Below are 22,261 nucleotides of genomic sequence, written 5' to 3' on the forward strand. Positions count from 1 at the left end.
CAGTATCTTCCGGTACGTTGGCCACCATGTCGACCCAACCCAGTCCCCACGACGCAGTGTTTCGCCGGGTTCTTGGCGACCCCGCCAACGCCGCGTCGCAGCTGCGCGCGGTCTTGCCGGCTCCCCTGCTCAGCAGGCTCGATCTCACCCGGCTGACTCCGGTTTCCGGCAGCTTCGTCGACACCACGCTGCGGTGGCGGCACTCGGACTTGCTCTTCACCGCGCCCCTAGAGGACCACCAGGCGTTCATCTACGTTCTTGTCGAACATCAAAGCGGCGGCGATCCCCTCATGCCGTTTCGGATGTTGCACTATGTGGTCCGGATCTGGGACCGCTATCTCAGCGAACGCCCCAAGACAACCCGCCTCCCCGCGGTCATTCCACTGGTGATGCATCACAACCGCGCGCCGTGGGCCGACCCGACTGACGTCATTGACCTCATCGACCTCGACCGTGACGTGCTCGATGCAGTTGAGAGTTACCTGCCTCGGTTCCGATTCCTGCTCGACGATCTGACCCGACTCGACGAACGGGCTCTGCGAACCCGGCCGCTCACCCCGCCCACCCGAATGACGCTCCTCCTCCTCAAGATCGCCGCAGGCAACCCCAGGCTGGCGGATGACCTACGGCAATGGACCGACGAGTTGGGCGCCGTCTTGCGGCAGCCCGGCGGCATCGACCACTTCATCACACTGTTGACGTACATTGGAGCTGTGGGCGAGGCGCCCGCCAGCGAGCTACACCGGCTGTTCGCCCAACTGGGGTCGGATGCAGAGGAGGCGTATGTGACCACCGCAGACATGCTCCGCGCCGAAGGCGAAGCCCGCGGCGAAGCCCGTGGAGAGGCTCGCGGCCACGCCCGAGCGCTGCTACAGCTTCTCACCCTGAAGTTCGGCCCACCGCCCGCCGCCGTTCACGCCGCCGTGCAGTCCGCGTCCACCGACCAACTCGAGACCTGGACCGCACGTGTCCTCACCGCCCACACGCTGGACGACGTCCTGCGCGCGTGACACGAGTGTGCCGCGCTATACGGCCGACATGAACGCTCCGGCGGCCCTTGTCGTCGATACGTCGGCCGCGGCACAAGGTCAGACGGTGCCGGCCTCGCGGAGTGAAAGTACGTCCTCGGCGTGGTAGCCGAGTTCACGCAGCACGTCATCGGTGTCCGCGCCGTGGGCCCGGCCGGTGAACCGCACCCGGCCGGGTGTCTCCGACAGCCGGAACAACACATTCTGCATGGCGATCTCGCCGAGGTCCGGATCATCCATCCGCACCACCGTGCCGAGCGCGGCGAATTGCGGGTCTTCGACGACGTCCGACGCGTCGTAGATGGGGGCGACGGCGGCCTCCGCCTTCTCGAACTCGTCGATCACCTCGCCCCGAGGGCGTTGCCCCACCCACGCCGCCACCGCGATGTCGAGTTCGTCGGCGTGCTCCACCCGCCCCGCACCGGTGGCGAACCAGGGCTGGTCTATGACGTCGGGGCGCCCGACCAGGCGCATCACCCGTTCGGCGATGTTCTGGGAACTCGTGGAGATCGCCACCCAGCGGCCGTCGGCGCACTCATATGTGTTGCGCGGTGCGTTGTTCACCGACCGGTTGCCCGTGCGCGGTTGCACCGTGCCGAGCTGATCCCACTGGCTGATCTGTGGACCGAGCATCGCCAGCATCGGTTCGACGATGGCCAGATCGACCACCTGTCCACGGCCCGTCGCCTGCCGGGTGTGCAGCGCCGTCATGATGGCGTACGCGGCGGCCAGGGAGGCGATCCCGTCGGCCAGCCCGAACGGCGGCAGCGTCGGCGGGCCATCTGGTTCGCCGGTCATCGCGGCGAACCCACTCATCGCCTCGGCCAGTGTTCCGAACCCGGGCCGGCGCCGGTACGGACCGATCTGGCCGAACCCGGTCAGCCGGGCCAGCACCAGGCCGGAGTTGTGCGCGGACAGCCGGTCGTATCCCAGATTCCACCGCTCCAGCGTGTCCGGCCGAAAGTTCTCGACGACGACGTCGGCCCCTGCCGCAAGCCGGGTGAACACCTCTTGCCCGGCCGGCCGCGAAAGATCCACCGTGACCGCTCGCTTGTTCCGGCCCAGTGTTTTGGACCAGAGATTGTGCCCGGCCTTGGCGGCGCCGTGGCCCCGGGCGGGATCGGGTCGCCGTGGGTGCTCGACCTTGATGACCTCGGCCCCCATGTCACCCAGGTGCATCGCCGTCAGCGGCCCCGCGAACAGCGTCGACGCATCGACCACCCGCAGCCCGGCCAGTGGCCCGTCGTTCATCGTCATCCTTTCGTCGGTCAGGTATCCCGGTCGGCGAGGAAACGATCGATTTCCCGGCGGCTGGGCATCGAGGTGGACGCCCCGAAACGCTGCACGGCCAGTGCGGCGGCAGCCGAGGCGCGGCGCAGCGCGGCCGCCGTCTCCAGCCCGTCGACCAGGCCGGCGGCCAGCACTCCCACGAAGGTGTCCCCAGCCGCGGTGGTGTCGACGGCGTCGACGGTGAAGGCGGGTACCCGTAGCGGGTCGGCGCCGGTGGCCGCATGCACCGCACCCTGCTCCCCCAGCGTCACCACCACCTCGCGGACCCGCTTCGCCACGACGGCCGCGACCTCGCTGGCCTGGTCCGCCGATGTGACGCCTCCGGTCCGGCCGGCCACCACCCCGGCCTCGTGCTCATTGGCGACCAGCACGTCGACGTTGTCCAGCAGCCCGTCGGGCAACGGCACGACCGGCGCCGGGGTCAGCACCGTGCGCACCCCGGCCCACCGGGCGAACGCCGCGGCCTGAGCCACGAGCTTCAACGGTAGTTCCAGTTGCAGTAGCAGCATCGTGGCGCCGGAGATGATCCCGCGGTGCTCGTCGGTGAGGGTTGTCACCGTGCCGTTGGCTCCCGGCACCACGATGATCGAGTTGCTACCGGCGCCGTCGACGGTGATGTGCGCGGTTCCGGTCGGCTCGGGGGCGTCGACGAGGCCACTGATCTCGACGCCCTCGGCGGCCAGCAGTTGGCGGATCCGGTGGCCGTATTCGTCAGCGCCGACGGCACCGAGGAATTGGACGTTGGCGCCCGCGCGGGCGGCGGCGAGGGCCTGGTTGGCGCCCTTACCACCGGGCACGGTGCGGAAGGTGCGTCCGGTAACGGTTTCTCCCAGCTGTGGTGCCCGGTCGGCGCTCACCACCAGGTCCATGTTCGCGCTACCTAAGACGACGATGGATGTCTCGCTCATGTCACTCCTATCCGCCCGGACACGGCGAGGGTGCGCCGGGCGAGCCTGTCGAAACCGATGCCGTCGTAACCGGGCAACGACGAGGCCACCCGGTTGCGCATCGGCGCGACCCAGTATTCCGGCAAGGAGGACAACCCCGACAGTCCACCAAGGAGTGAACCTACGGTCGCGCCGTTGGAGTCGGTGTCCCACCCGCCACTGACGGCTAACGTCACCGACCGCCCGAAGTCTCCTTCCCCGAACACGAGGGCGGTAACCATCAGCGCGGTGTTATTCAGCACGTGAACCCAATGCAGGTGCCCGTAGCGCTGCTCGATCAGGTCCACCGCCGCCTCGAAGTCGGCGCATATCGCGGGCAGCGAGCGGGCGAAGCGGACCGCGGCGGCGTACCGCGACGCCGGCGGCACCACCGACAAGCCAGCATCGAGGATGTCATCGACAGTGCTCCCGACCAGCGACGCCGCGCACGCAGCGGCGACGAACATCTCGCCGTACACGCCGTTGCGGGTGTGGCTGAGCACCGCGTCGCGCCACGCCAGCTCAGCCGCCCGGGCCGGCTCCCCCGGAAAGACCCAGCCGAACACGTCACCCCGGATCTGCGCGCCGATCCAATCCTGGAACGGGTTACGCACCCGCGCCGTGGCAGGTGGATCGATCCCCAGGAGCAGGTTGCGGTACGCCACCCGCTCGGCGGTGAACACTCGGCCGGCCGGCAGTTCAGCCAACCATCCCTGTGCGACGTCAGAGGTGTCCAGCGCCGCACCATGGCGTTCCAAGAGGGAAAGGTTGAGCATGGGGAAGTTGAGGTCGTCGTCCTCGGGCATCCCGTCGATGTTCTCGGCCAGGCTGGTCGGGGCGCTGCGCCGGTTCCACGGCCACCGGGCGGCGACCTCCGGCGACAACCCCTCGGCGGTAAACCACCCGGTGAGCGGCCAGCGCCCGGTGGACTCCAGGATCTCCCGAATCCCCCGGCGCGGGATCTTCTCCACTGGTTTGCCGAGCAGACAACCGGCCGCTCGGCCGGTCCATGCGCCATGGATCCGGTCGAGCAGGCCTGCCGAGCCGAGCTGGTTGACCGAGCCGAGCTGGTTGACCGAGCCGAGTTGGCTGGCCGAGCCGAGCTGGTTGGCCGGGCCGGCGGGCCGCACACCGAACGCGGGTGCCACGGCCCGAATGGCGTCCAGGTCGGTCGGCTCGGTGGTCTCGATCGGTGCCGGCCGCTGATCGATCTCGTCGAGTATCTCTACCGCCACCTCCCGTTGCTCCGCCGTGCCTGGTGTACTGGACGCACCGGAGTGCAGGGGTTCCGGATGACCGCCGACCGCCAGCCACCGGTCACGCAGGTCGGCGACGTCGACACCGTCGTCAACAGCCCGGTGCAGCGCATGCCCCACCAGGTCCTCCGGTTGTACCCAGGTCAGTCGCATCGGCTACGTCAACCGTCCGAACGCTTCGTCCGCGGCGGCCCGGCGGGTCGTATCGCCGGCTCGGATCTCCAGTGTGATCTCCGCGAGCTGCCGGCCGGGCGTCTCGAGGTCGATCCGGCTGGCCGTGGCCACCTGTTCGGCCCACTCGGTGGGAACCACGGCCAGCCCACCCAACGTTCCCGCGATCGCGCCGGCCATCGAGGCGATCGAGTCGGAGTCGCGACCGTAGTTCACGCCACCGAGCACCGAGTCTCGCCAGTCGCCACCGCTGATTACCAGCATCGCCAGCGCCACCGGTAGTTCCTCGATGCTGTGCAGCCGGCTGGGGCGGCGTGCGCCGAGGCCTTGGTCGCGATAGTCCTCACCGACGGTGTCGTACCCCCGCACGGCCTTGCGCAGCTGGCCGGACTCGACCGCCTCCGTCCAGTGCCGCGCGCCTGATGCCGCATCGATGACCGCCTCGATCGCCGCCCGAGTCCCGTCTTTGGCCAATCGCAACGCCGTCGCCACCACGTCGTCGACGGTTGCCCCCGGGCGCGCCGCCGCCGCGATACAGGCCGCCATGACCCCGGCCGCCTCCCGGCCGAACGACGTTTGGTGCGCTCCGGCCAGATCGATCGCCTCCGCATAAGCCGCATCCGGGTCCGCGGCGTTGACGATCCCCACGGGAGCGATGTACATCGCAGCGCCGCAGTTCACCGCGTTGCCGACACCGCCCTCCCGCGGGTCGGCATGGGCCCAGTGCAATCGCAGTGCCATATGTTTCTCGGCCAGGAACACCCGCTGCAGGGGTAACGCCTCGGCCTCCAACTCCGGAATCCAGCGTTTCTCGCCGATCATCAACGGCACCAGGTGATCAGCCACGTCGTACGCCGTGAGATGCCGCCGGACGCGTCCGTAGACCTCGACCAGCAAGTGAGTCATCAGGGTGTCGTCGGTGATATGCCCGTCACCCTTGTGGTACGGCGCGATCGGCCGTGCGTTGCGCCAGTCCTCGTAGTACGGGCCGACAACACCTTCGACCCAGCCGCCCCACCGCTGGCGGATCTGCTCGGGCGACCACCCTTCGGTCGGGCCGCCGAGGGCGTCCCCGACCGCCGCGCCGAGCAGGCAACCAACCGCCCGGTCGGCCAGCGGCGTCGGAGTAGAAAGCGGGCTCTCAGGGCCTGTCACAGATGTTTCCCTTCCTTCACGACTGGACCCGTCGCACGATCGAGCAGGTCCATGATGTCCACGCCGGCCAGATCCGGTGCACAGCACCCAGCCAGCACCCGGCAGCGCCCGACCCAGCTCACCGGAAACTCCCCGGCTCCCCGCGCGGCCCCGACGAGCGCCCCGGTAAGGGCGGGCGCGCTGTCCGCCAGCGACGGCAGACACGCCGCCGCCGTGATCGCGTCGATGGGTGGGGTGCCGTGCCGCAGCGTTATGTCGGTGAGGGCGACCGCGATCGCCGCGGTCTGCGCCGCCGCGGTGCCATAGGAGTAGACCCGGTCGACCACCTCGTCGAGCAGCGGGATCGCCTCCGCGGGCGACGCTGCCTCCGCGGTCGCCTCGACGGCGCGCCGCACGGTGCGCCCCAGCAAGGTGCCCTCCGGCACCGCGCTATCGGCGTCTTCCTGGCCTGACATCGCGGATCCGAGCCGATCCAGCCCGCCATCCGTCATCTGGTGCCAGGAAGTACCACCCGCCACCGCGGCGGCGACGAAGCGGGCCACGAACCGAGCCGCGTCGACGCCGTCGCCGGCGTTGGTGACCTCGGCGTCCCATCCGGCGACCTCGGCGGCTCGGTCGGGGTCGCCGACGGCCGCACCGACGGCCACCGCCCGTACCGCCGCGGCGTCGTCGAAATGATGGGGGTTGTGCCGTCCGGTGTGCGGTGGCTCGACGCCACCCTGTAACCCGTCGACGGCGGTTGCGACGCTGATCCGGCCGCGCGGCACGGTTCCCGACGTAGCGGCCACCCGCCATACCTCGTGGACGGCCTCCCGAGTGACGTCCCCCATGGTGCTGAGCCAGGTCAGCGTCCAGGCTGCCCACTCGGCATCGTCGCTGGGTCCCAGCCGCAACGGTGTGGGGTCTTGGTTCAGCGCGAACGGCACTGGCAACGACGTGACGTCCTGCGTCTCGGCGAAGGTGTCCAGCTCACGCCGGAGCCGGCGGGTCCACGGCGGAAGCAGCCGAGAACGGTGCTGCCGGGCCGGCCAGCCCGCCGCGTCCCCGATCGCCAGTCCGATCAGCGCGCCGTGCCGCACATCGCGTCCTGCCGCGCGAGCGCTGGAAGCCTCGGGAGGCAGGACGTTGGGCGAGGGATCGGTCACGACGTCGCTCCTACAAGGTGGTCGGCCAGATCCGCCAAGTGCAGACCGGCCACCACGTCGCCGAGGCAGCGGCCGGTCACCGGGCCGATGTCTACCCACGCAGGGGGGATCGCGGAGTAGCCACCCATGGCGCCGGCCAACGCGCCGGCGATGGCGGCGGTGGTATCCGCATCGCGGCCCATCGACACTGCCCGTGGCACGGCCACACTGAACTCACCCCCGGCAGCGATGAACGCACCGAACGCGAGCCCGACAGCCTCCGGCCCGAGGTCGGTCCAGGGGTATCGCGGCGTCACCAGGGTGTCCAGCAGCTTCTCGGCGATTACGGACCAGGCTTGGGATTCACCGGTGTTGCCATGGGCGTGTTCACGGGCTGTCGCCAAGGCCATCCCGGTCCAGCTGTCGCCCGGCACCGACGCGATCGCGGCGGCGACGACGTCGTCGAGCACGCCACCGGACATCGCCACCGCGACCCCGGCGGCCACCGCCTGACCGGCGTAGATGCCCTCACCAGCGTGGCTGACGGCACCGTCGACGGCGGCCAGGCGGGCCGCCTCGACTGGGTCACCGGCGGCGAACACCCCGTGGACGGCCGCCCGCATGGCCAACCCGTCGCTCCACGAGTGCAGGTGGTCACCGCTTGCGGGCGGCCGCAGCCCGGCGCGCAGGTTCTCGATAGTGCCAAGTTCGCTGAATCCGGCACCGGGGAATCCCCCGGTGCGCCCGGCGAGATGCTCGATCCACGCGTCGGCCACCGCGGCACTGGTCAGCTGGGAGCCGTGGTCGATGAGCAACAATGCGCTGAACGCGGCGTACTCGGTGTCGTCGGTGCCCGCCGGGGTGTCGGTGAGAAAACCGGTCACCTCTCCCCAGCGCTCGGCGATGGCCCCGGCGGTCATGTTCTCCGCCGGGGCGCCCATCGCGTCGCCGACCGCCAAGCCGACCAGGCAGCCCCGCGCCCGTTCCGGAAGGTTCACCGGTGGTACCGCTCCAGAATGTTGTTGCCCTCGTCGGTCAGCTTACGGCCCAGCTCTTCGAGCGAGATCTGATCGGCGAAGAACTCCTGCAGTGCCGGGTTGGCCACCTTGTCCTTCCACTCCTCGAACCCCTTGACGAGCTGGAACGGTGCGATTTCCAGATCGGTCGCCGTCGCGACGGCGACGTCCCAACCGGTTTCGGGGTCGTTGAGCTCCGGCGCGGTGGCCGCCTCCTGACTGGTCGGCAGCAGCCAGTCGCCGGCGGCCAGCTCAACCTGGTTCTCCGGGTTGAGGAAGTACTCGATGAACGCCACCGCCTGCTCCGGGTGCTCGGCGTCGGCGGAGACCGAGATGGTTTGCGCAACCGCACCTTGAGCCGAGCTGTCGCCCACCAACGCGGGCAGCGTCACCCACTCGAAATCGTCCGGCCCCTGCTCGATCAGCTGCTGGCGCAGCCAGATCGCCCCGGCCAGCATCGCGTACTGCCCGTCGAAGAACGCCGGCAACGAGTCCGACGCGGACATGCCGAGCCCGTCGGGTGCGGCCGACTCGTCGACGTAAAACATGTCGTGGATCCGCTGCAGAACCTCCCCCTCGGCCGGACCGAAGACGGCGGTGGCAGCGCCGTCGGGGTCGGTGAAGAAGTCACCACCGAAGTTGCGGGACAGGTTGAGGATCCGGTTGGCCGGCGAACGCAGCGGGTAGACCACGCCGTACCGGTCGTCGGTAGTCAGGTCCTGAGCCACGGCAGCGAATTCGTCCCACGTCCACGGGTTGTCGACGGTGGGCAACTCGACCCCCTCGGCGTCGAGGATCTCGGCGTTGGCGAAGATCACCTGCGACTCTTGGAGGAACGGAACACCATAGACGCCGTCGCCGTAGGTCACGGTGTCCCATGCGCCATCGCGGATATCGGCGACGATGTCGTCGGACAGGTACGGCGCGAGGTCGAGAACGTTTCCGCGGTCGGCGAACTCTTGCAGCGTGGTCGACTCGTAGTGGAACACGTCCGGCGCGGTGCCGCCCTCGAACGCGGTGAGCAACTGGTCGTTGACGTTGTTCCAATCGCCCTGGAGCAGTTCGACCTGGACATTCGGGTTCGCTTCGTTCCACGCGTCGACGATCGCCTCGTTCGCCTCGACCGACGCGGTCTGCCAGGCGAGGGTCTGGAATGTGAGGGTGATCGGCTCCGCCGGCTCCTCCACGTCGCCGGCGTCGTCGCCGTCATCGCCATTGGCCTGAGCAGCGTCCGGCTCGTCGGAACTCCCGGCGTCGTCGCTGCCGCAGCCGGCCAGCAGCAATGCCGTGGCGGCGGTGCCGGTCGCGGCGAGTCTCCACCAGCTCCTGATGGTCATGCTCGTCCTCCTTCGTTGTGGGTTTACGACTTGACGGCTCCGCCCAGCAGACCGCCGGTGAGCCGGCGCTGCATGAAGGCGAAGAAGATCAGGCTGGGAATCGTCGCGACGAGTGATGCGGCGGCGAGTGGCCCGAGCCGGGCCACCCCTTCCGCACCGATGAACTTCACCAGCGTCAGCGACAACGTCTGCAAGTCCGGGTCGCGGATCAGGACGAGAGCGAACAGGAACTCGTTCCAGGCGGACACGAACGCGAACAGGCCGGCGGCCACCACACCGGGCGCCAGCAGGGGCGCCACGATCTCCCGCAACGTCCGCGCCTTGCTGGCGCCGTCCATCGCGGCCGCCTCCTCCAGCTCGAACGGGATACTGGCGACGTAGCTACGGAGCATCCACAACGCGAACGGCATACTCCACACCACGTAGACGATGATCAGTCCGAGGTGGCTGTCGTAGAGGCCGAAGTCCCGGAGCAGCAGGAACAGTGGGATGATCACCAGCACCCAGGGGAAGATCTGGCTCAGCAGTACCCAGACGATGGTCGCCCGGCTGACCACGGACCGGTAGCGGGCCATGACATACCCGGCCGGGATGGAGAGCAGAACGGTCAGCAACGCCGAGACGCTGGACACGAACGCGGTGTTGAGGATCGACCGGGCGATCGGCTGTTCCCGGAAGGCCGCCCGAAAATTGTCGAACGTCGGGTTCTCCGGGATGATCGTCGGCTCGATGTACGCGAGTTCCTGGGGGGTCTTCAGCGACGTCGAAATCAGCCAGAACAGCGGGAAGGCCAGGAATATCAGGTAGGCCAGCAAAGCCACGTACCTGAGGGTGCTGGCCACGGGGCGGGACCGGTCCATCTACGTCGCCTCCCGCATCCGCCGGATCAGGTACACGGCGACGAACACCGAGATGACCAGCACCATCGCGTTGCCGAGCGCCGCCGCGTACCCGTAGTTGCCGTAGCGGAAGGCTTCCTCGTACGCGAACAGCAGCGGCAGCCGGGTCGCACCGCCGGGGCCACCTTCGGTCAACACGTACACCAGGCCGAACGAGTTGAAGTTCCAGATGAAATCCAGCGTCGTCATGGCCGTGACCACGGGCGCGATGGCCGGCCAGGTGACGTTGCGGAACCGCTGCCACGTGCCGGCACCGTCCATCGACGCGGCTTCGTGCAGCTCTCTGGACACACTCTGCAGGCCGGCCAGCAGCACCACGGTGGTCTGCGGCATCCCGGCCCACACCCCGACGAGGATCACGGCGGGCAGAGCGTACGAGAACGACGAGAGCCAGTCGATGTTCTGGTCGATGATGCCGGCGTCCTTGAGCACACTGTTGGCCAGCCCCGCGTTGGGGTGATACACGAGACGCCACATGATGCCGATGACCACCGGCGGCATCGCCCAGGGCACCAGGGCCAGCGTGCGGGCCAACCAGCGCAGCCGCATCTTCTGGTTGAGCAACAGCGCGAGGCCGAGGCTGGCGAAGAACTGCAGGATGGTGACCGAGAACGCCCAGATGAGTCCGACCCGGAAGGAGTCCCAGAAGTAGGTGTCACCCAGCAGTTGCCGATAGTTGTCGAACCCGGTGAACGTGGTTTCGGTGTTGCGGCCGGCCTGGGCGTCGGTGAAGCCGAGGTAGATACCCCGCAGCAGCGGATAGACACTGAACAGGACGACGGGGATCAGCGCCGGCACGGCCAACAGGAGACCGTCGCGGTCCAGGCCGAGGTAGGTGCGGCGCGGACGCGGCTGTTGTTGGACCCGTGGCCCCCGGGGTGGTGCGAGCAGCTTCATGCGGCCACTCCCCGAGTGCTCTCCCGCACGGTGAGCGCTGGTGGCACGGTTTCGCGGCGGGCCGCACCGGGTTCGCCTCGTAGTCGCGCCAGCAACATGTCCGCTGCCAACCCGCCCCGCTCGCGCGAGCCCAAGGACACACTCGTCAGCGGCGGGAAGCTGGTGGCCGCGAGGATGGTGTCGTCCATCCCCACCACCTGGACGTCGTCCGGGACCGAACGCCCGGCCGAGCGCAACGCATGCATCGCGCCGATGGCGATGAGGTCGTTCGCGCCGAAGATCGCGTCGACATCGGCCCGGTCCAGCAGCCGGGCGGCGGCTTCCCGGCCGGCGTCGACCTGGAAGTCGGCGAACTCGACCAGCGTCTCGTCTACGGGGAGGTCACACGCGGCCAGCCCCTCCAGATATCCGGCGTGCCGGGCCTGACCGGGCACGGTGTCCGCCGGGCCGTTGACAAGCGCGATGCGCCGCGCACCAGCGGCATACAGGTGTTCCACGGCCAGCCGGGCGCCGAGCCGAGAGTCCGTGCGGACGTTGTCGACGTCGACCCCTGCCGGCAACTGTCCGATAACCACGACGGGGACGGCTGGTGCACGCAGCGCGGCGATATGTCGCTCGGTGATCCGGATCGGGCACAAGACGAGACCGTCGACGTATTTCTGCGCCAGGCTTTCGAGCACCTCGATCTCGTCCTGGACGTCGGCCCCGGTGGCGTGCAGGAGCAGGCGGTATCCGTCCTCACGCAGCCGTGGCTGGATCTCGCGGACCATGGCGAGGTAGGCGGCGTTGCCGATGTCTTCCATGGCGAAGGCGATCTGACCCGTCTGCTGGGTTTTCAACGACTGCGCCACCGCACTCGGTACGTAGCCGACCTCGTCGACCGCAGCCTTGACGCGGGCGACCATCTCTGGATTCGACGTCTGACCGTTCAGCGCCCTCGACACCGATGAGATCGACACCCCGGCCGCACGGGCGACCTCGTGAATCGTCGGTCTGGGTGCCGCCATGGGTCAACTCCTCGGAATCGTTTCCGACACGGGCCTGAAGAGTCCGGAAGGAAACGTTTCCGGATGCGCACCATTCAAGGATGCGCGACATACAACTGTCAACCCACCGTCATCGAACCGTCATCTGGCCGAGCCGCACCGGCCAGCCCCCTCGGCCACCCGTCAGGAGCTGGCCGCCCCGCCCCGACCAGCAAAAAGACCCGCGAACCCAGCCACGTATTGGTCCGCCGAGACGTCACCGACGATGTGCCGTTCCTGGACGTAACCGGCCAGCAAGCCGTACATGACCCGGGCGACGTCGTCGGGCGCCACCTGTGCCGGGATATACCCCGCGGCCCGCCACCGCGTGGCCACCGCCGTCCAACGCTGCCGCAACCGCCCGGCCAACTCCCGGACGGCCGAGCCGATGGTGGGGTCGCGCAGCGCCTCCGACCAGATGTGAATGGCGATCCGGCTATGGTCAGCCGCACCGATCACCGTGGAGTTCATGATGCCGTCCACAACCATCCGGAACGCGACGTCGGGCGGCGGCACGGGTTCGGCGGCGTCAACCGCGTCGAACGTCTGGCTGACACCACCCAGGACCGTCTCCGCGGTGGCCTTCACGAGGTCGATCTTGCCCGGAAAGTATCGGTAGACCGCGCCGGCCGACAGCCCCGACTCCTCGAAGATGTCCTGCATGGTGGTGCCATGGAAGCCGTCGCGGGCGAAGCACCGCCACGACGCCTCCAAGATCTGCTGGCGGCGGGCAGCGAGGTGTGCTTCAGACACGCGCGGCATGGAAGCCACCATAGCGACGATGCCGGCTCCTGGCGCGCCGGACAGCCACGCCGGGAGACACCTCCGCCCGGCTCACACGTAACCACGCAGGCGCACCGCCCGGGCGACACGCTCGAGTGCGATCGCATAGGACGCCCGCCGGTAGGTGCACAGGTGCCGCTCCACGTAGTCGGTCACCTCGTCGAACACCCGCGTCAGCCGCTCTCGTAGTTCGGCGTTGAACCGCGTCTCCGCCCAGGTGAACTGCTGGATGTTCTGCGCCCACTCGAAGTACGAGCCGGTTACACCACCACCGTTAGCGAGAATGTCCGGGATCACGGGGATGCCGCGCTCGGCTAGGACCGCGTCGGCCTGTGGGGTCACGGGATGGTTCGCACCTTCGAGGATCAGCGCGGCGCGCACGCGGTCGACGTTGGCCTTCGTGATGCACTGACCCAGCGCCGCCGGGATCAAGACGTCACACTCCAAGGTCAGCAACTCATCCTGCGCCAGGGAGACGTAAGAGACGTCGGCGTCGACCACCGATCCGCCAGCCTCCACGGTCCGCACCAACTCGGCGACGTCGAGGCCGCCGTCGTTGAACATCGCACCCTTGACATCACTTACCCCGACCACTCGGGCCCCCAAGGCGTCGAGTTCACGGGCCACCCACGAGCCGACGTTGCCGAAGCCCTGAACCACCACCCGAGCCTCCTCGAGGTCCCAGCCGTACCGGCGGGCGAACGCCTCCAGGATGTAGACCAGGCCCCGCCCGGTGGCCGGCTCCCGACCGGGTGCGCCACCCAGGTCGATCGGTTTACCGGTCACCGCGGCTGGCGAGTATCCGTGCCGGCTGCTGTAGGCGTCCATGAACCAGGCCATCACCTGGGCATTGGTGCCCACATCCGGCGCCGGGATATCGCGGTACACCCCGAGCACGTGGCTCAGGGACACCGCGAACCGCCGGGTGAGTGCCTGGAGCTCACGGGCGGACAGCTCGGTCGGGTCCACCTGGAGGCCACCCTTGGCCCCTCCGAACGGTAGGTCCAGAAGTGCCGTCTTCCATGTCATCAGTGCCGCCAGCGCACGAACTTCGGAGAGGTCCGCGTCCGGGTGGTAGCGCAGACCACCTTTGTAGGGGCCACGGGCGCCGTTGTGCTGAACCCGGTACCCGTGCGCGACGAGGAGGCTGCCATCGTCCCGCCGCAACGGCACCTGCACGGTGATCTCGCGGTAGCTGGAATCGAGTACCCGCGACACGTCGGGTGCCAGACCTGCCGCCTCAGCCGCTTCCTCCGCATATTGCCGCACCGCTTCGTCGGCCGTCATCTCCGCTACTCGGTCGGCTAGAACATCGACCATCGGATCCTCCTTGAAAACGAATGTCCGTTCTTTTATATTAGAAGCCGCACAGGACAGCACTGTCAATGCCAGGTGTCAATAAAAGAACGGACATCCCCTTTTGGAGGAATCGTGAACCACCAACTCACTAGCTGGCACCACGTCATCCGGGCCGGCATCGGACTGTCCTTGCTGGTCGGTCTGCTCGTGACCGCCTTCGGCTGGCCGGCCGCCAACTCGGAACCACGCGATGTACCACTCGCGGTCGCCGGCCCACCGGCCGCCGTCGAACAGGTCGCGGGGCAGCTCGAGTCCGTCCGCCCCGGCTGGTTCGATGTCGAACCAGCCGCCGACGCCGACGAGGCCCTGGCACTTATCGCCGACCGCGAGGTGTACGGGGCCGTCATCCTCGCGCCAGACGGGCCGCCTCAGGTCCTGACCGCCTCCGCCGCCAGCCGGGTGGTGGCCGATGTTCTCGAGGCACTCGCCGGACAGCTCGGTGGTGATGGCCCGCCCGCCACCGGTGTCCAGGACGTCGTCCCCCTGCCCGACGACGACCCCCGCGGTGCCGGATTTACCGCGTCAGCGCTTCCGATCGTCCTGGGCGGGCTGATCGTCGGCGTCGCCCTGTCGCTCGCCGTGACCGGCGTGGGACGGCGCACCGTCAGCGCCCTCATCGCGGCATCCGCGGCCGGCCTGGTGGTGGCGCTCGTCACCCAGCCGTGGCTAGGCGTCCTCGAGGGCAACTACCTAGCCAACGCCGGGATCATCGCCCTGACCATCGCGGCGATCTCGCTGACCATCGTCGGGCTGAACGCCACCCTTGGCCTGCCCGGCATCGCCCTCGGCGGCCTGACCATGCTGCTCCTCGGCAACCCGCTGTCCGGAGTGACCTCCGCCCCGGAGATGCTCCCGAGCGGCTGGGGTGCCCTAGGTCAGCTACTGCCGCCCGGCGCTGGCGCCAACCTGCTCCGTTCGGCGGCGTTCTTCGACGGCGCCGCGGTCGCCGGGCCGCTCCTGGTGCTGACCGGCTGGCTGGCCGTCGCGGCGATCTTGCTGGTCATTGGCGCCAAGCTGCGCCGCGTTCCGGGTGCAGGCCCAGAAGGCCCGCTGGCTCGCGGCGAAGCAACGGCCCCCGCCACACCAGCCGCTCGATAACCCACGCCGGCTCCCCTCCCCCAGTACCGAGTCGCGTGATCGTCAGCAGATTTCCGCCCTCCCCACCGGTGATCGTCGCCGGATTCGCGTCGCCATAGCGACCGGATTCCGCTGACGATCACCGGGGCTGGGGGCGGAAATCTGCTGACGATCACCGGACCCGGCAACGATCAGTAGGCGGCGATACGAGAGCATCGCAGCAGGTGAGGCGGTGCGACGTCATTCGCTGCCGCTAGCCCTCCGGTATTTCGACGTCGAACTCCACCCACCGATCACTCGTCACGACGGCTGCCATCTCGTCGGCAGAGAGCGGTGGCTCCGGCCGCGAGACCTCGGAGTCCTTCTCGGTCGGCGCGTTGACCTGCCCCAGGACAACCACCAGCCCGTTCGGCAGGCTCGCGGTCGCATTCCAGAGCAGGCGGTCCGGTTCGATCTCTGGCTTGGGGTAGTACTCACCAGCCGTCACCAACAGTTCGGTGCCGTCGTCAAGCACGTCCTTCTCACAGCTGGCGGTGTCTGCGCCACCCTCATCGCCACCCGCTTCCTCGCCGGCCGCCGGGGTATCGGTGACATCCGGATCGTCGGTGACCTCCGACTCGTCGACATCTCCAGAGGCATCGATGTCGCTGCCGCCGGCGTTCGTCGGTGGGCACTCGAGCTGGGCGTCGTCGCGGTGCGCGACGCTGCCCTGGAGGAAGCCCGCTCCGGCGCCGTCATCAAAGGTGAACTCGAACCAGATCACGGTGCCGGCCTCGACACCCGGCCCCGACTCGGTGCCGCTGCGCACATCCACCACCTCACCTTCCGGCAACAGCTCACGCACGGTCGCCACGACCGAGTCCTCGGTCAGGAGTGCGCCCGGTGGAGCCGACATGACCCCTGGAGACCGCGTCGTGTCGTCATCGCCACCGCCCAACAGCGGTGGCGCGATCAGCGCCGCACCGCCGGTCGCCGCCCCTAGTGCGGCCACGCCACCGGCCATCCTCCATCGGTGCCGGCGACGCATCCGGACACCTCGGGCGATTCCGCCGGACACAAGTTCATCGATATGCGGCGGGCTCGGCGCCGCTGCCTTGCGCATGGCCTGCGCCAGCCGTTCATCAAAGTCACTCATCGTCTTCCTCTTCCTCGTCGAGACGGTCGGTGTGGTGGACCGCTCATTGGAGCGCGGAAAGGTCACCTAGGTCGGCGCGCAGAAGCTCACGTAGCCGCTGCAATGCCCGGAAGCTGCGAGACTTCACCGCACCTGCCGAAATGCCGAGTACGGTGGCCGTGTCATCGACGCTGCGGTCTTCCCAGTAGCGCAGCACCAGAACGGCCCGGTCTCTGGGATGTAACTGATTCAGCCCGGCCATCAGCGTCATCCGGAGCGTGACGTCGCCGTCGTCGATGGGACTGTCTGGCATGTTCCCGGCCGGCGACTCCGCCGAGCTTCGCCGTCGCCGATGCGCCAAGTACGTCCGAACCAGCACGGTGTGGGCATAGGCCATAGGGTTGTCCACACTCTCCGGCCCCCGCCACCGTCGGTACATCTTTCCCAACGTTTCTTGCACCAGGTCTTCGGCCAGATGCCAGTCTCCGGTCAGCCACCAAGCCGAGCGGAACAGTGGCCCGCCACAGGCAACCGCGAAGTCTCTGAAGCCGTCCTCCACTTGTGCCACGTGTCCCCTCCGTTTAACGCTCGTACTCATCAGAGTCGGCGGGGGTGCCCTCAGGTTTCACCCGAGTTCACGCGCGGGATCACCACCGGCGATGCTGCGACTGGCCACAAGGACGCTTACTGCGACGACTGCGTTGCCACAAGGAGCCTTACTGCTGCCATAGCAACAACGAGGAGGCTTACTGCAACGCGCAGCTGGCCACAAGGAGGCTTACTGCAGACGTGGGGGTGGGGCCGGTTAACGACGGGTCCACGAATCCGGCCGCACCAGCAACTCGGTGACCTGCGGCGGCAGCTCCCCGCTGAGAATGTCGGCGACCGTGGTGGTCTCCAGAACATCGCGCAGGCTCGCGCGCAGCGCCACCCACACCTGGGTCAGCGGTGCAGCGGGCCCGGGATACAAGGTGTCTTCCGGCGGCAGCCCGCGCACCGCCGCCAACGGCCCCTCGGTGGCCCGCACGATCTCGGCGAGGGTGATGTCCTTCGGATCGCGAGCCAGCCGGTATCCGCCGGACGCACCTCTCTGGGCATCGATGAGCCGGGACCGGCGGAGGTCTCCAAGAATGGCCTCTAGAAATTTGCCGGGTATGTCCTGGGCGTCGGCAAGGCGCTGGCGGGTGGCCGAAGCCGGGCGGATCGAGGCGAGCTCGATGACGGCCCGGACGGCGTAGTCGGCGCGTGCGGTCACATGCACGCTCATCATCTTGCCATTCGTCGACGCCGTGCATGGCGGAACCAAAGCTGGCATACTTACTAGGACGTCCAACAATCGGACGTCCTAGTAAATGGTGGGCGATCCCCAACCGGAGGAAGTTGTGCAGGCACACGAGATCGAGGCCGGCCGCCGTCGTTGGCAAGAACGTATGCGCGCTGCCGAGGAGGCCGGGCGGATACGCGACGCCGACTTCACCACCCTGTCCGGGCTGGACGTGGATCCCGTCTACGGCCCCGACGAGGGTGTCGACGACCCCCGATTCGAGCGCATCGGCTGGCCGGGCGAGTTCCCGTACACCCGCGGCCTTTACCCCACCGGCTACCGCGGGCGCGCGTGGACCATCCGCCAGTTCGCCGGGTTCGGCAACGCACAGCAGACCAACGAGCGGTACAAGATGATCCTCCGGTCCGGCGGAGGCGGCCTGTCCGTCGCGTTCGACATGCCCACGCTGATGGGCCGCGACTCCGACGATGCCCGTAGCCTCGGCGAGGTCGGGCACTGTGGTGTCGCCATCGACTCCGCTTCCGACATGGAGGTGTTGTTCGACGGCATCCCGCTGGGCGAGGTCACCACGTCGATGACCATCAGCGGACCGGCCGTCCCCATCTTCTGCATGTACGTGGTGGCCGCCGAGCGCCAGGGAGTCGATCCGTCGATCCTCAACGGCACCCTGCAAACCGACATCTTCAAGGAGTACATCGCCCAGAAGGAATGGCTGTTCGGCCCCGAACCACACCTGAGGCTGATCGGCGACCTCATGGAGTACTGCGTCGACGGCATTCCGGCCTACAAGCCGTTGTCGGTGTCCGGCTACCACATCCGCGAGGCCGGAGCCACGGCCGCGCAGGAGCTCGCTTTCACCCTCGCCGACGGGTTCGGCTACGTCGAGCTGGGCAAATCTCGCGGCCTCGACGTGAACGTCTTCGCCCCCGGCCTGTCGTTCTTCTTCGACGCTCACATCGACTTCTTCGAGGAGATCGCCAAGTTCCGTGCCGCCCGCCGGATCTGGGCCCGCTGGATGCGCGACGTCTACGGCGCTACCAGTGAGAAGGCGCAGTGGCTGCGGTTCCACACGCAGACCGCGGGGGTGTCGCTCACCGGCCAGCAGCCGTACAACAACGTCGTTCGTACGGCTGTCGAGGCACTCGCCGCAGTGCTGGGTGGTACCAACTCGCTGCACACCAACGCACTCGACGAGGTCCTGGCCCTGCCCACCGAACATGCCGCCGAGATCGCCCTGCGCACCCAGCAGGTGCTCGCCGACGAAACCGGCGTGGCCAACGTCGCCGACCCGCTGGGCGGCTCGTGGTATGTCGAGGCGCTCACCGACCGGATCGAGGCCGAAGCCGAGTCGATCTTCGCCCGGATCCGCTCCATCGGCGAGAACGACACCCGCTGGCAACGCGAGTATGGCCCGATGACCGCGGGCATCCTGCGTGGCATCGAAGACGGCTGGTTCATGTCCGAGATCGCCGACTCGGCCTTCGAGTACCAGCAGAAGTTGGAGAAGGGCGAGAAGAAGGTGGTGGGCGTCAACACCTACCACGACACCGTTTCCGGTGATCTCGACATCCTGCGGGTCTCCCACGAGGTCGAGGAGGAGCAGCGCCGGGCGCTCACTCAACGGCGTGCCGACCGCGACGACGCCGCCGTGCGGGCCGCCCTCTCCACCATGGTGGAGCTGGCCAGGAGCAGCGGAAACATCATTCCCGCGATGCTGGAGGCGGCGCGCGCCGAAGCCACGCTGGGCGAGATTTGCGACGCGCTCCGCGACGAGTGGGGCTCTTACACCGAGCAGGCCCGATTCTGACTGGCGGGGCGCCGGCCACCCCTAGTGGCAACCGGCACCGCGACCAGTGGAGGATAGGGCTATGAACTCGAAGGGTTTCAGCCGTCCGGGCGCTGTCGACCTCTCCGCGTTGCAGGCACGTCGCCCGGCAGCGCCGGCCGGCGGCCAGGGCGCGGGAGCGAACTCCGGTGGAACGGGTGGCGGGTTCGTCGTGGACGTGACCGAGGCGACGTTCCAGGCCGAGGTCATCAACCGCTCCGCCACCGTCCCGGTAGTAATCGACTTCTGGGCCACCTGGTGCCAGCCGTGTAAACAACTGTCTCCGATCCTCGAGGGCCTGGCCGCCGAGTATGGCGGGCGGTTCGTCCTCGCCAAGATCGACGTCGATGCCAACCAACAGATCGCCGCGTCGGCCCAGGTGCAGAGCATTCCCACGGTATTGGCCGTGATCGGCGGCCAGGCTGTTCCGCTGTTCCAGGGTGCACTGCCGGAGGCCGACGTACGCCGGGTGCTCGAGGAGATGCTCAAGGTCGCCGCGCAGAACGGCATCAACGGAGTGGCCGAGCCTACGGGCGGCGCCCCGGCCGGGGAGGAATCCGCCGAACCTGCCTCCGATCCCCGCTTCGACGCTGCCTACGATGCCCTCGAACGTGGCGACCTCGATGCCGCGGCCGCCGCCTACCAGCAGGTCCTGGCCGAGGCGCCGGCAGACGCCGACGCCAAGGCCGGGCTGGGCCGGGTGGAGCTGATGCGTCGCACCACCGGAGTCGACGCCGGGGCGGCAACGGCCGCCGCCGACGCCGATCCCGGCAACCTCGATGCCCAGCTCGTCGCCGCCGACGTCGAGTTCGCCAGTGGCCGGATCGAGGCGGCCTTTCAGCGCCTGATCGACACCGTACGGCGCACGGCCGCGGAGGATCGCGAGCAGGTCCGCACCAGGCTGGTGGAGTTGTTCGAGCTCACCGGGGTCTCCGACCCGCGGGTGATCAAGGCACGCGCCGCGCTGGCCAGTGCCCTGTTCTGACCTCATCCACTGGCCACCACCTGTCCGTCCACCCAGGTCTGCCGGACCCGAACGTCGGGTAGGTCCTCGGGTGCGACGGACAGTGGGTCTTGGTCGAGCACGACGGCGTCGGCCCGTTTGCCCGGTTCGAGTGTGCCGAGGTCGTGGTCGCGCCGCAGGGCATAAGCGCCGCCCATCGTGTAGCCGCGCAGTGCGTCGGCGACGGTGAGCCGCAGCTCGTCGGCCCCCATCCTGGTACCACGGCCGGTACGGCGGGTCACGGCCGCAGCGACCGCCGCCAGCGGGTTGGGCACCACCACCGGCGTGTCGGAGCTGAGCACGACGGGCAGCCCGGCGTCGCGGAACCAGCCGTAGGGTGTGTAAGTATGCCCGCGCTCGCCGATGGCGGCCAGCACGCCGTCGCCGTACTCGGTGACATGTTGTGGCTGCCCTACCGGCACCACGCCCAGCTCTCCCATGCGGCGCACCTGATCCGGTGTCGGCAGCCCGCAGTGCTCGATGCGGTGCCGCGCGTCCGACCGCGGCGAACGGTTCATGGCCTGTGCGAACGCATCGAGGACGAGTTCGATGGCGACGGTGCCCTGGGCATGGATGGCTGCCTGGAGCCCCATCCGGTGCACCCGGTCGACCAGCAGCCTGAGCTCGTCCGGCTCGTGATACAGGTGGCCCTGGTGGCAGAGATCGGTGTAGCCGCCCGGGAGGTACGCGGTGCCAGCGGTGAGCGAGCCGTCGGCGTAGAGCTTGACGCCGAGTACACGTAGCCAGGCATCGCCCAGTGGGCCCGCCAGACCCAACACCTCGAGCTGGTCGAGCAGACTCGACAGCACATACGCGTGCACCCGCAGCCGGAGCCGGCCTCGGTTGTGGAGCCGGATGTAGGCCGACAGCTCTTTGCCGGTCGCCTGCGCGTCGCCCACCGTGGTGATCCCGGCTCGGAGCAGCTCTGCTTGCGCCAGTTCCGCGCCGGCCAGGATGTCGGACTCGGATTGGGGTAGGTGCAGGTTGGGGCCGTGGTTGGTCACCTTGATGCCGTCGTCTCCGGTGATCAGGTCACAGGCGGCATCCCACAGCCGGCCGTCCGGTTCACCGTCGCCGTCGCGGCCGATCTGGCCTCCTGGGGGCGACGGCCGGTGCCGGTCTACACCAAGTGTCCGCAGCCGGTGCCGATTCACCACGAATCCGTGGCCGCTGGTGTGCATCACGTCGACCGGCCGGTCCGTCGCGACACGGTCGAGGTCGGCCGCGGTGGGGTGACGACGCTCGGCGAGGTGGTCCTGGTGATAGCCGAAGGCACGGATGGGGACATCCGGCGGCAGCCGGGCGGCGTGTTCGCACAGGACGCGCACCAGCTCGTCGATCGATGCTACTCGGCCAGGTGAGACGTCGGCCCAGGCGGCTCGCATGCCGAACAGCAGCGGGTGTGCGTGAGCGTCGACGAATCCGGGCAGCATGGTGCCCCCGGAGAGGTCGATCTCGTCATACCGGAAGGGCACCAGCGCGGTCCGGCAGGCCTGTAGCGTGCCGGCCATCAGGACGGTCCCGTTCACGGCGGCGAGTGCCTCGACGCGCTCGGCACCGGCAGCCGGGCGGATGAGGCCCCCGGCGAACAGCGATCCTGTCATCATGCCGCGGCAGCCTATCAGTTGATAGGTAACCGGGCACCAGTGCTGGGATCATCCTTGACAGGTGACCTATCGATCGATAGGTTC

Annotated in this window: 20 protein-coding genes; 4 read left to right on the plus strand and 16 right to left on the minus strand. The window is 68.5% G+C overall.

All coding sequences use genetic code 11. The annotated features are described in order from the left end of the window. Window positions 1–26: 26 nt before the first annotated feature. Window positions 27–1,010, plus strand: a complete 984-nt coding sequence (locus tag G8760_RS23035) for an Rpn family recombination-promoting nuclease/putative transposase (RefSeq protein WP_166355186.1) — start codon at window positions 27–29, stop codon at window positions 1,008–1,010. Window positions 1,011–1,088: 78 nt separating this feature from the next. Here the strand turns inward: G8760_RS23035 and G8760_RS23040 are convergent, their stop codons facing one another. From G8760_RS23040 to G8760_RS23095, 12 genes are all read right to left on the minus strand, one after another. Beyond that, window positions 1,089–2,279 carry a CaiB/BaiF CoA transferase family protein gene (locus tag G8760_RS23040; protein WP_246222661.1) on the minus strand — a complete coding sequence of 397 codons (1,191 nt, stop codon included), beginning with the start codon at window positions 2,277–2,279 and terminating at the stop codon, window positions 1,089–1,091. A gap of 17 nt (window positions 2,280–2,296) precedes the next feature. Beyond that, window positions 2,297–3,226 carry a ribokinase gene (locus tag G8760_RS23045; RefSeq protein WP_166355188.1) on the minus strand — a complete coding sequence of 310 codons (930 nt, stop codon included), beginning with the start codon at window positions 3,224–3,226 and terminating at the stop codon, window positions 2,297–2,299. After that, a complete protein-coding gene (locus G8760_RS23050) occupies window positions 3,223–4,653 on the minus strand; it encodes an ADP-ribosylglycohydrolase family protein (RefSeq protein ID WP_166355189.1) in 1,431 nt (476 codons plus the stop codon). The genes G8760_RS23045 and G8760_RS23050 overlap by 4 nt, the downstream gene beginning before the upstream one ends. A gap of 3 nt (window positions 4,654–4,656) precedes the next feature. Beyond that, window positions 4,657–5,826, minus strand: a complete 1,170-nt coding sequence (locus G8760_RS23055; RefSeq protein WP_166355190.1) for an ADP-ribosylglycohydrolase family protein — start codon at window positions 5,824–5,826, stop codon at window positions 4,657–4,659. Further along, complete coding sequence (locus G8760_RS23060; protein WP_207782637.1) at window positions 5,823–6,971, minus strand: ADP-ribosylglycohydrolase family protein; 1,149 nt, start codon at window positions 6,969–6,971, stop codon at window positions 5,823–5,825. Before G8760_RS23060 ends, G8760_RS23055 begins: the two co-directional genes overlap by 4 nt. After that, complete coding sequence (locus tag G8760_RS23065; RefSeq protein ID WP_207782638.1) at window positions 6,968–7,948, minus strand: ADP-ribosylglycohydrolase family protein; 981 nt, start codon at window positions 7,946–7,948, stop codon at window positions 6,968–6,970. Before G8760_RS23065 ends, G8760_RS23060 begins: the two co-directional genes overlap by 4 nt. Further along, the gene (locus G8760_RS23070; protein WP_166355191.1) at window positions 7,945–9,303 is read right to left on the minus strand and encodes an ABC transporter substrate-binding protein; all 1,359 of its coding nucleotides are present in this window, start codon (window positions 9,301–9,303) and stop codon (window positions 7,945–7,947) included. Before G8760_RS23070 ends, G8760_RS23065 begins: the two co-directional genes overlap by 4 nt. 23 nt (window positions 9,304–9,326) lie before the next feature. Beyond that, window positions 9,327–10,163: a carbohydrate ABC transporter permease gene (locus G8760_RS23075; RefSeq protein ID WP_166355192.1), complete on the minus strand. Its 837-nt coding sequence runs from the start codon at window positions 10,161–10,163 to the stop codon at window positions 9,327–9,329. Continuing rightward, window positions 10,164–11,099 (minus strand): carbohydrate ABC transporter permease, encoded by a 936-nt coding sequence (locus tag G8760_RS23080; RefSeq protein WP_166355193.1) that lies wholly within the window; start codon window positions 11,097–11,099, stop codon window positions 10,164–10,166. It lies immediately after the preceding gene. Beyond that, a complete protein-coding gene (locus tag G8760_RS23085) occupies window positions 11,096–12,106 on the minus strand; it encodes a LacI family DNA-binding transcriptional regulator (protein WP_166355194.1) in 1,011 nt (336 codons plus the stop codon). The genes G8760_RS23080 and G8760_RS23085 overlap by 4 nt, the downstream gene beginning before the upstream one ends. Before the next feature lie 162 nt (window positions 12,107–12,268). Beyond that, window positions 12,269–12,886: a TetR/AcrR family transcriptional regulator gene (locus G8760_RS23090; protein WP_166355195.1), complete on the minus strand. Its 618-nt coding sequence runs from the start codon at window positions 12,884–12,886 to the stop codon at window positions 12,269–12,271. Between the two features lie 72 nt (window positions 12,887–12,958). Beyond that, window positions 12,959–14,227, minus strand: a complete 1,269-nt coding sequence (locus G8760_RS23095; RefSeq protein ID WP_207782639.1) for a Glu/Leu/Phe/Val family dehydrogenase — start codon at window positions 14,225–14,227, stop codon at window positions 12,959–12,961. A gap of 111 nt (window positions 14,228–14,338) precedes the next feature. Here G8760_RS23095 and G8760_RS23100 point away from each other — a divergent pair, with 111 nt between their 5' ends. After that, complete coding sequence (locus G8760_RS23100; protein ID WP_207782640.1) at window positions 14,339–15,364, plus strand: hypothetical protein; 1,026 nt, start codon at window positions 14,339–14,341, stop codon at window positions 15,362–15,364. A gap of 232 nt (window positions 15,365–15,596) precedes the next feature. Here the strand turns inward: G8760_RS23100 and G8760_RS23105 are convergent, their stop codons facing one another. From G8760_RS23105 to G8760_RS23115, 3 genes are all read right to left on the minus strand, one after another. Then, window positions 15,597–16,478 (minus strand): hypothetical protein, encoded by an 882-nt coding sequence (locus tag G8760_RS23105; protein WP_166355196.1) that lies wholly within the window; start codon window positions 16,476–16,478, stop codon window positions 15,597–15,599. 43 nt (window positions 16,479–16,521) lie between these two features. Then, the gene (locus tag G8760_RS23110) at window positions 16,522–17,025 is read right to left on the minus strand and encodes a SigE family RNA polymerase sigma factor (protein ID WP_207782641.1); all 504 of its coding nucleotides are present in this window, start codon (window positions 17,023–17,025) and stop codon (window positions 16,522–16,524) included. Window positions 17,026–17,262: 237 nt separating this feature from the next. Continuing rightward, on the minus strand, window positions 17,263–17,718 hold the full coding sequence (locus G8760_RS23115) for an RrF2 family transcriptional regulator (protein ID WP_166355198.1): 456 nt from the start codon (window positions 17,716–17,718) through the stop codon (window positions 17,263–17,265). Between the two features lie 121 nt (window positions 17,719–17,839). Between G8760_RS23115 and icmA the strand changes: the two genes are divergently transcribed. After that, on the plus strand, window positions 17,840–19,549 hold the full coding sequence (gene icmA / locus G8760_RS23120) for a coenzyme B12-dependent isobutyryl-CoA mutase large subunit (protein WP_166355199.1): 1,710 nt from the start codon (window positions 17,840–17,842) through the stop codon (window positions 19,547–19,549). Window positions 19,550–19,610: 61 nt separating this feature from the next. Continuing rightward, a complete protein-coding gene (locus G8760_RS23125; protein ID WP_166355200.1) occupies window positions 19,611–20,552 on the plus strand; it encodes a tetratricopeptide repeat protein in 942 nt (313 codons plus the stop codon). Between the two features lie 2 nt (window positions 20,553–20,554). On the opposite strand, the gene G8760_RS23130 is transcribed toward G8760_RS23125, so the two are convergent. Further along, complete coding sequence (locus G8760_RS23130) at window positions 20,555–22,177, minus strand: amidohydrolase (protein WP_166355201.1); 1,623 nt, start codon at window positions 22,175–22,177, stop codon at window positions 20,555–20,557. Window positions 22,178–22,261 lie beyond the last annotated feature (84 nt).

Source organism: Phytoactinopolyspora limicola (assembly GCF_011320225.1).
In the GTDB taxonomy this organism is placed as follows: Bacteria; Actinomycetota; Actinomycetes; order Jiangellales; family Jiangellaceae; genus Phytoactinopolyspora; species Phytoactinopolyspora limicola.

Coding starts and splice junctions, on each gene's coding strand:
- G8760_RS23075 (WP_166355192.1), bottom strand. CDS start 10,163: ATGGACCGGTCCCGCCCCGTGGCCAGCACCCTCAGGTACGTGGCTTTG.
- G8760_RS23070 (WP_166355191.1), bottom strand. CDS start 9,303: ATGACCATCAGGAGCTGGTGGAGACTCGCCGCGACCGGCACCGCCGCC.
- G8760_RS23035 (WP_166355186.1), top strand. CDS start 27: ATGTCGACCCAACCCAGTCCCCACGACGCAGTGTTTCGCCGGGTTCTT.
- G8760_RS23080 (WP_166355193.1), bottom strand. CDS start 11,099: ATGAAGCTGCTCGCACCACCCCGGGGGCCACGGGTCCAACAACAGCCG.
- G8760_RS23125 (WP_166355200.1), top strand. CDS start 19,611: ATGAACTCGAAGGGTTTCAGCCGTCCGGGCGCTGTCGACCTCTCCGCG.
- G8760_RS23085 (WP_166355194.1), bottom strand. CDS start 12,106: ATGGCGGCACCCAGACCGACGATTCACGAGGTCGCCCGTGCGGCCGGG.
- G8760_RS23130 (WP_166355201.1), bottom strand. CDS start 22,177: ATGATGACAGGATCGCTGTTCGCCGGGGGCCTCATCCGCCCGGCTGCC.
- G8760_RS23050 (WP_166355189.1), bottom strand. CDS start 4,653: ATGCGACTGACCTGGGTACAACCGGAGGACCTGGTGGGGCATGCGCTG.
- G8760_RS23090 (WP_166355195.1), bottom strand. CDS start 12,886: ATGCCGCGCGTGTCTGAAGCACACCTCGCTGCCCGCCGCCAGCAGATC.
- G8760_RS23095 (WP_207782639.1), bottom strand. CDS start 14,227: ATGGTCGATGTTCTAGCCGACCGAGTAGCGGAGATGACGGCCGACGAA.
- G8760_RS23045 (WP_166355188.1), bottom strand. CDS start 3,226: ATGAGCGAGACATCCATCGTCGTCTTAGGTAGCGCGAACATGGACCTG.
- G8760_RS23105 (WP_166355196.1), bottom strand. CDS start 16,478: ATGAGTGACTTTGATGAACGGCTGGCGCAGGCCATGCGCAAGGCAGCG.
- G8760_RS23040 (WP_246222661.1), bottom strand. CDS start 2,279: ATGAACGACGGGCCACTGGCCGGGCTGCGGGTGGTCGATGCGTCGACG.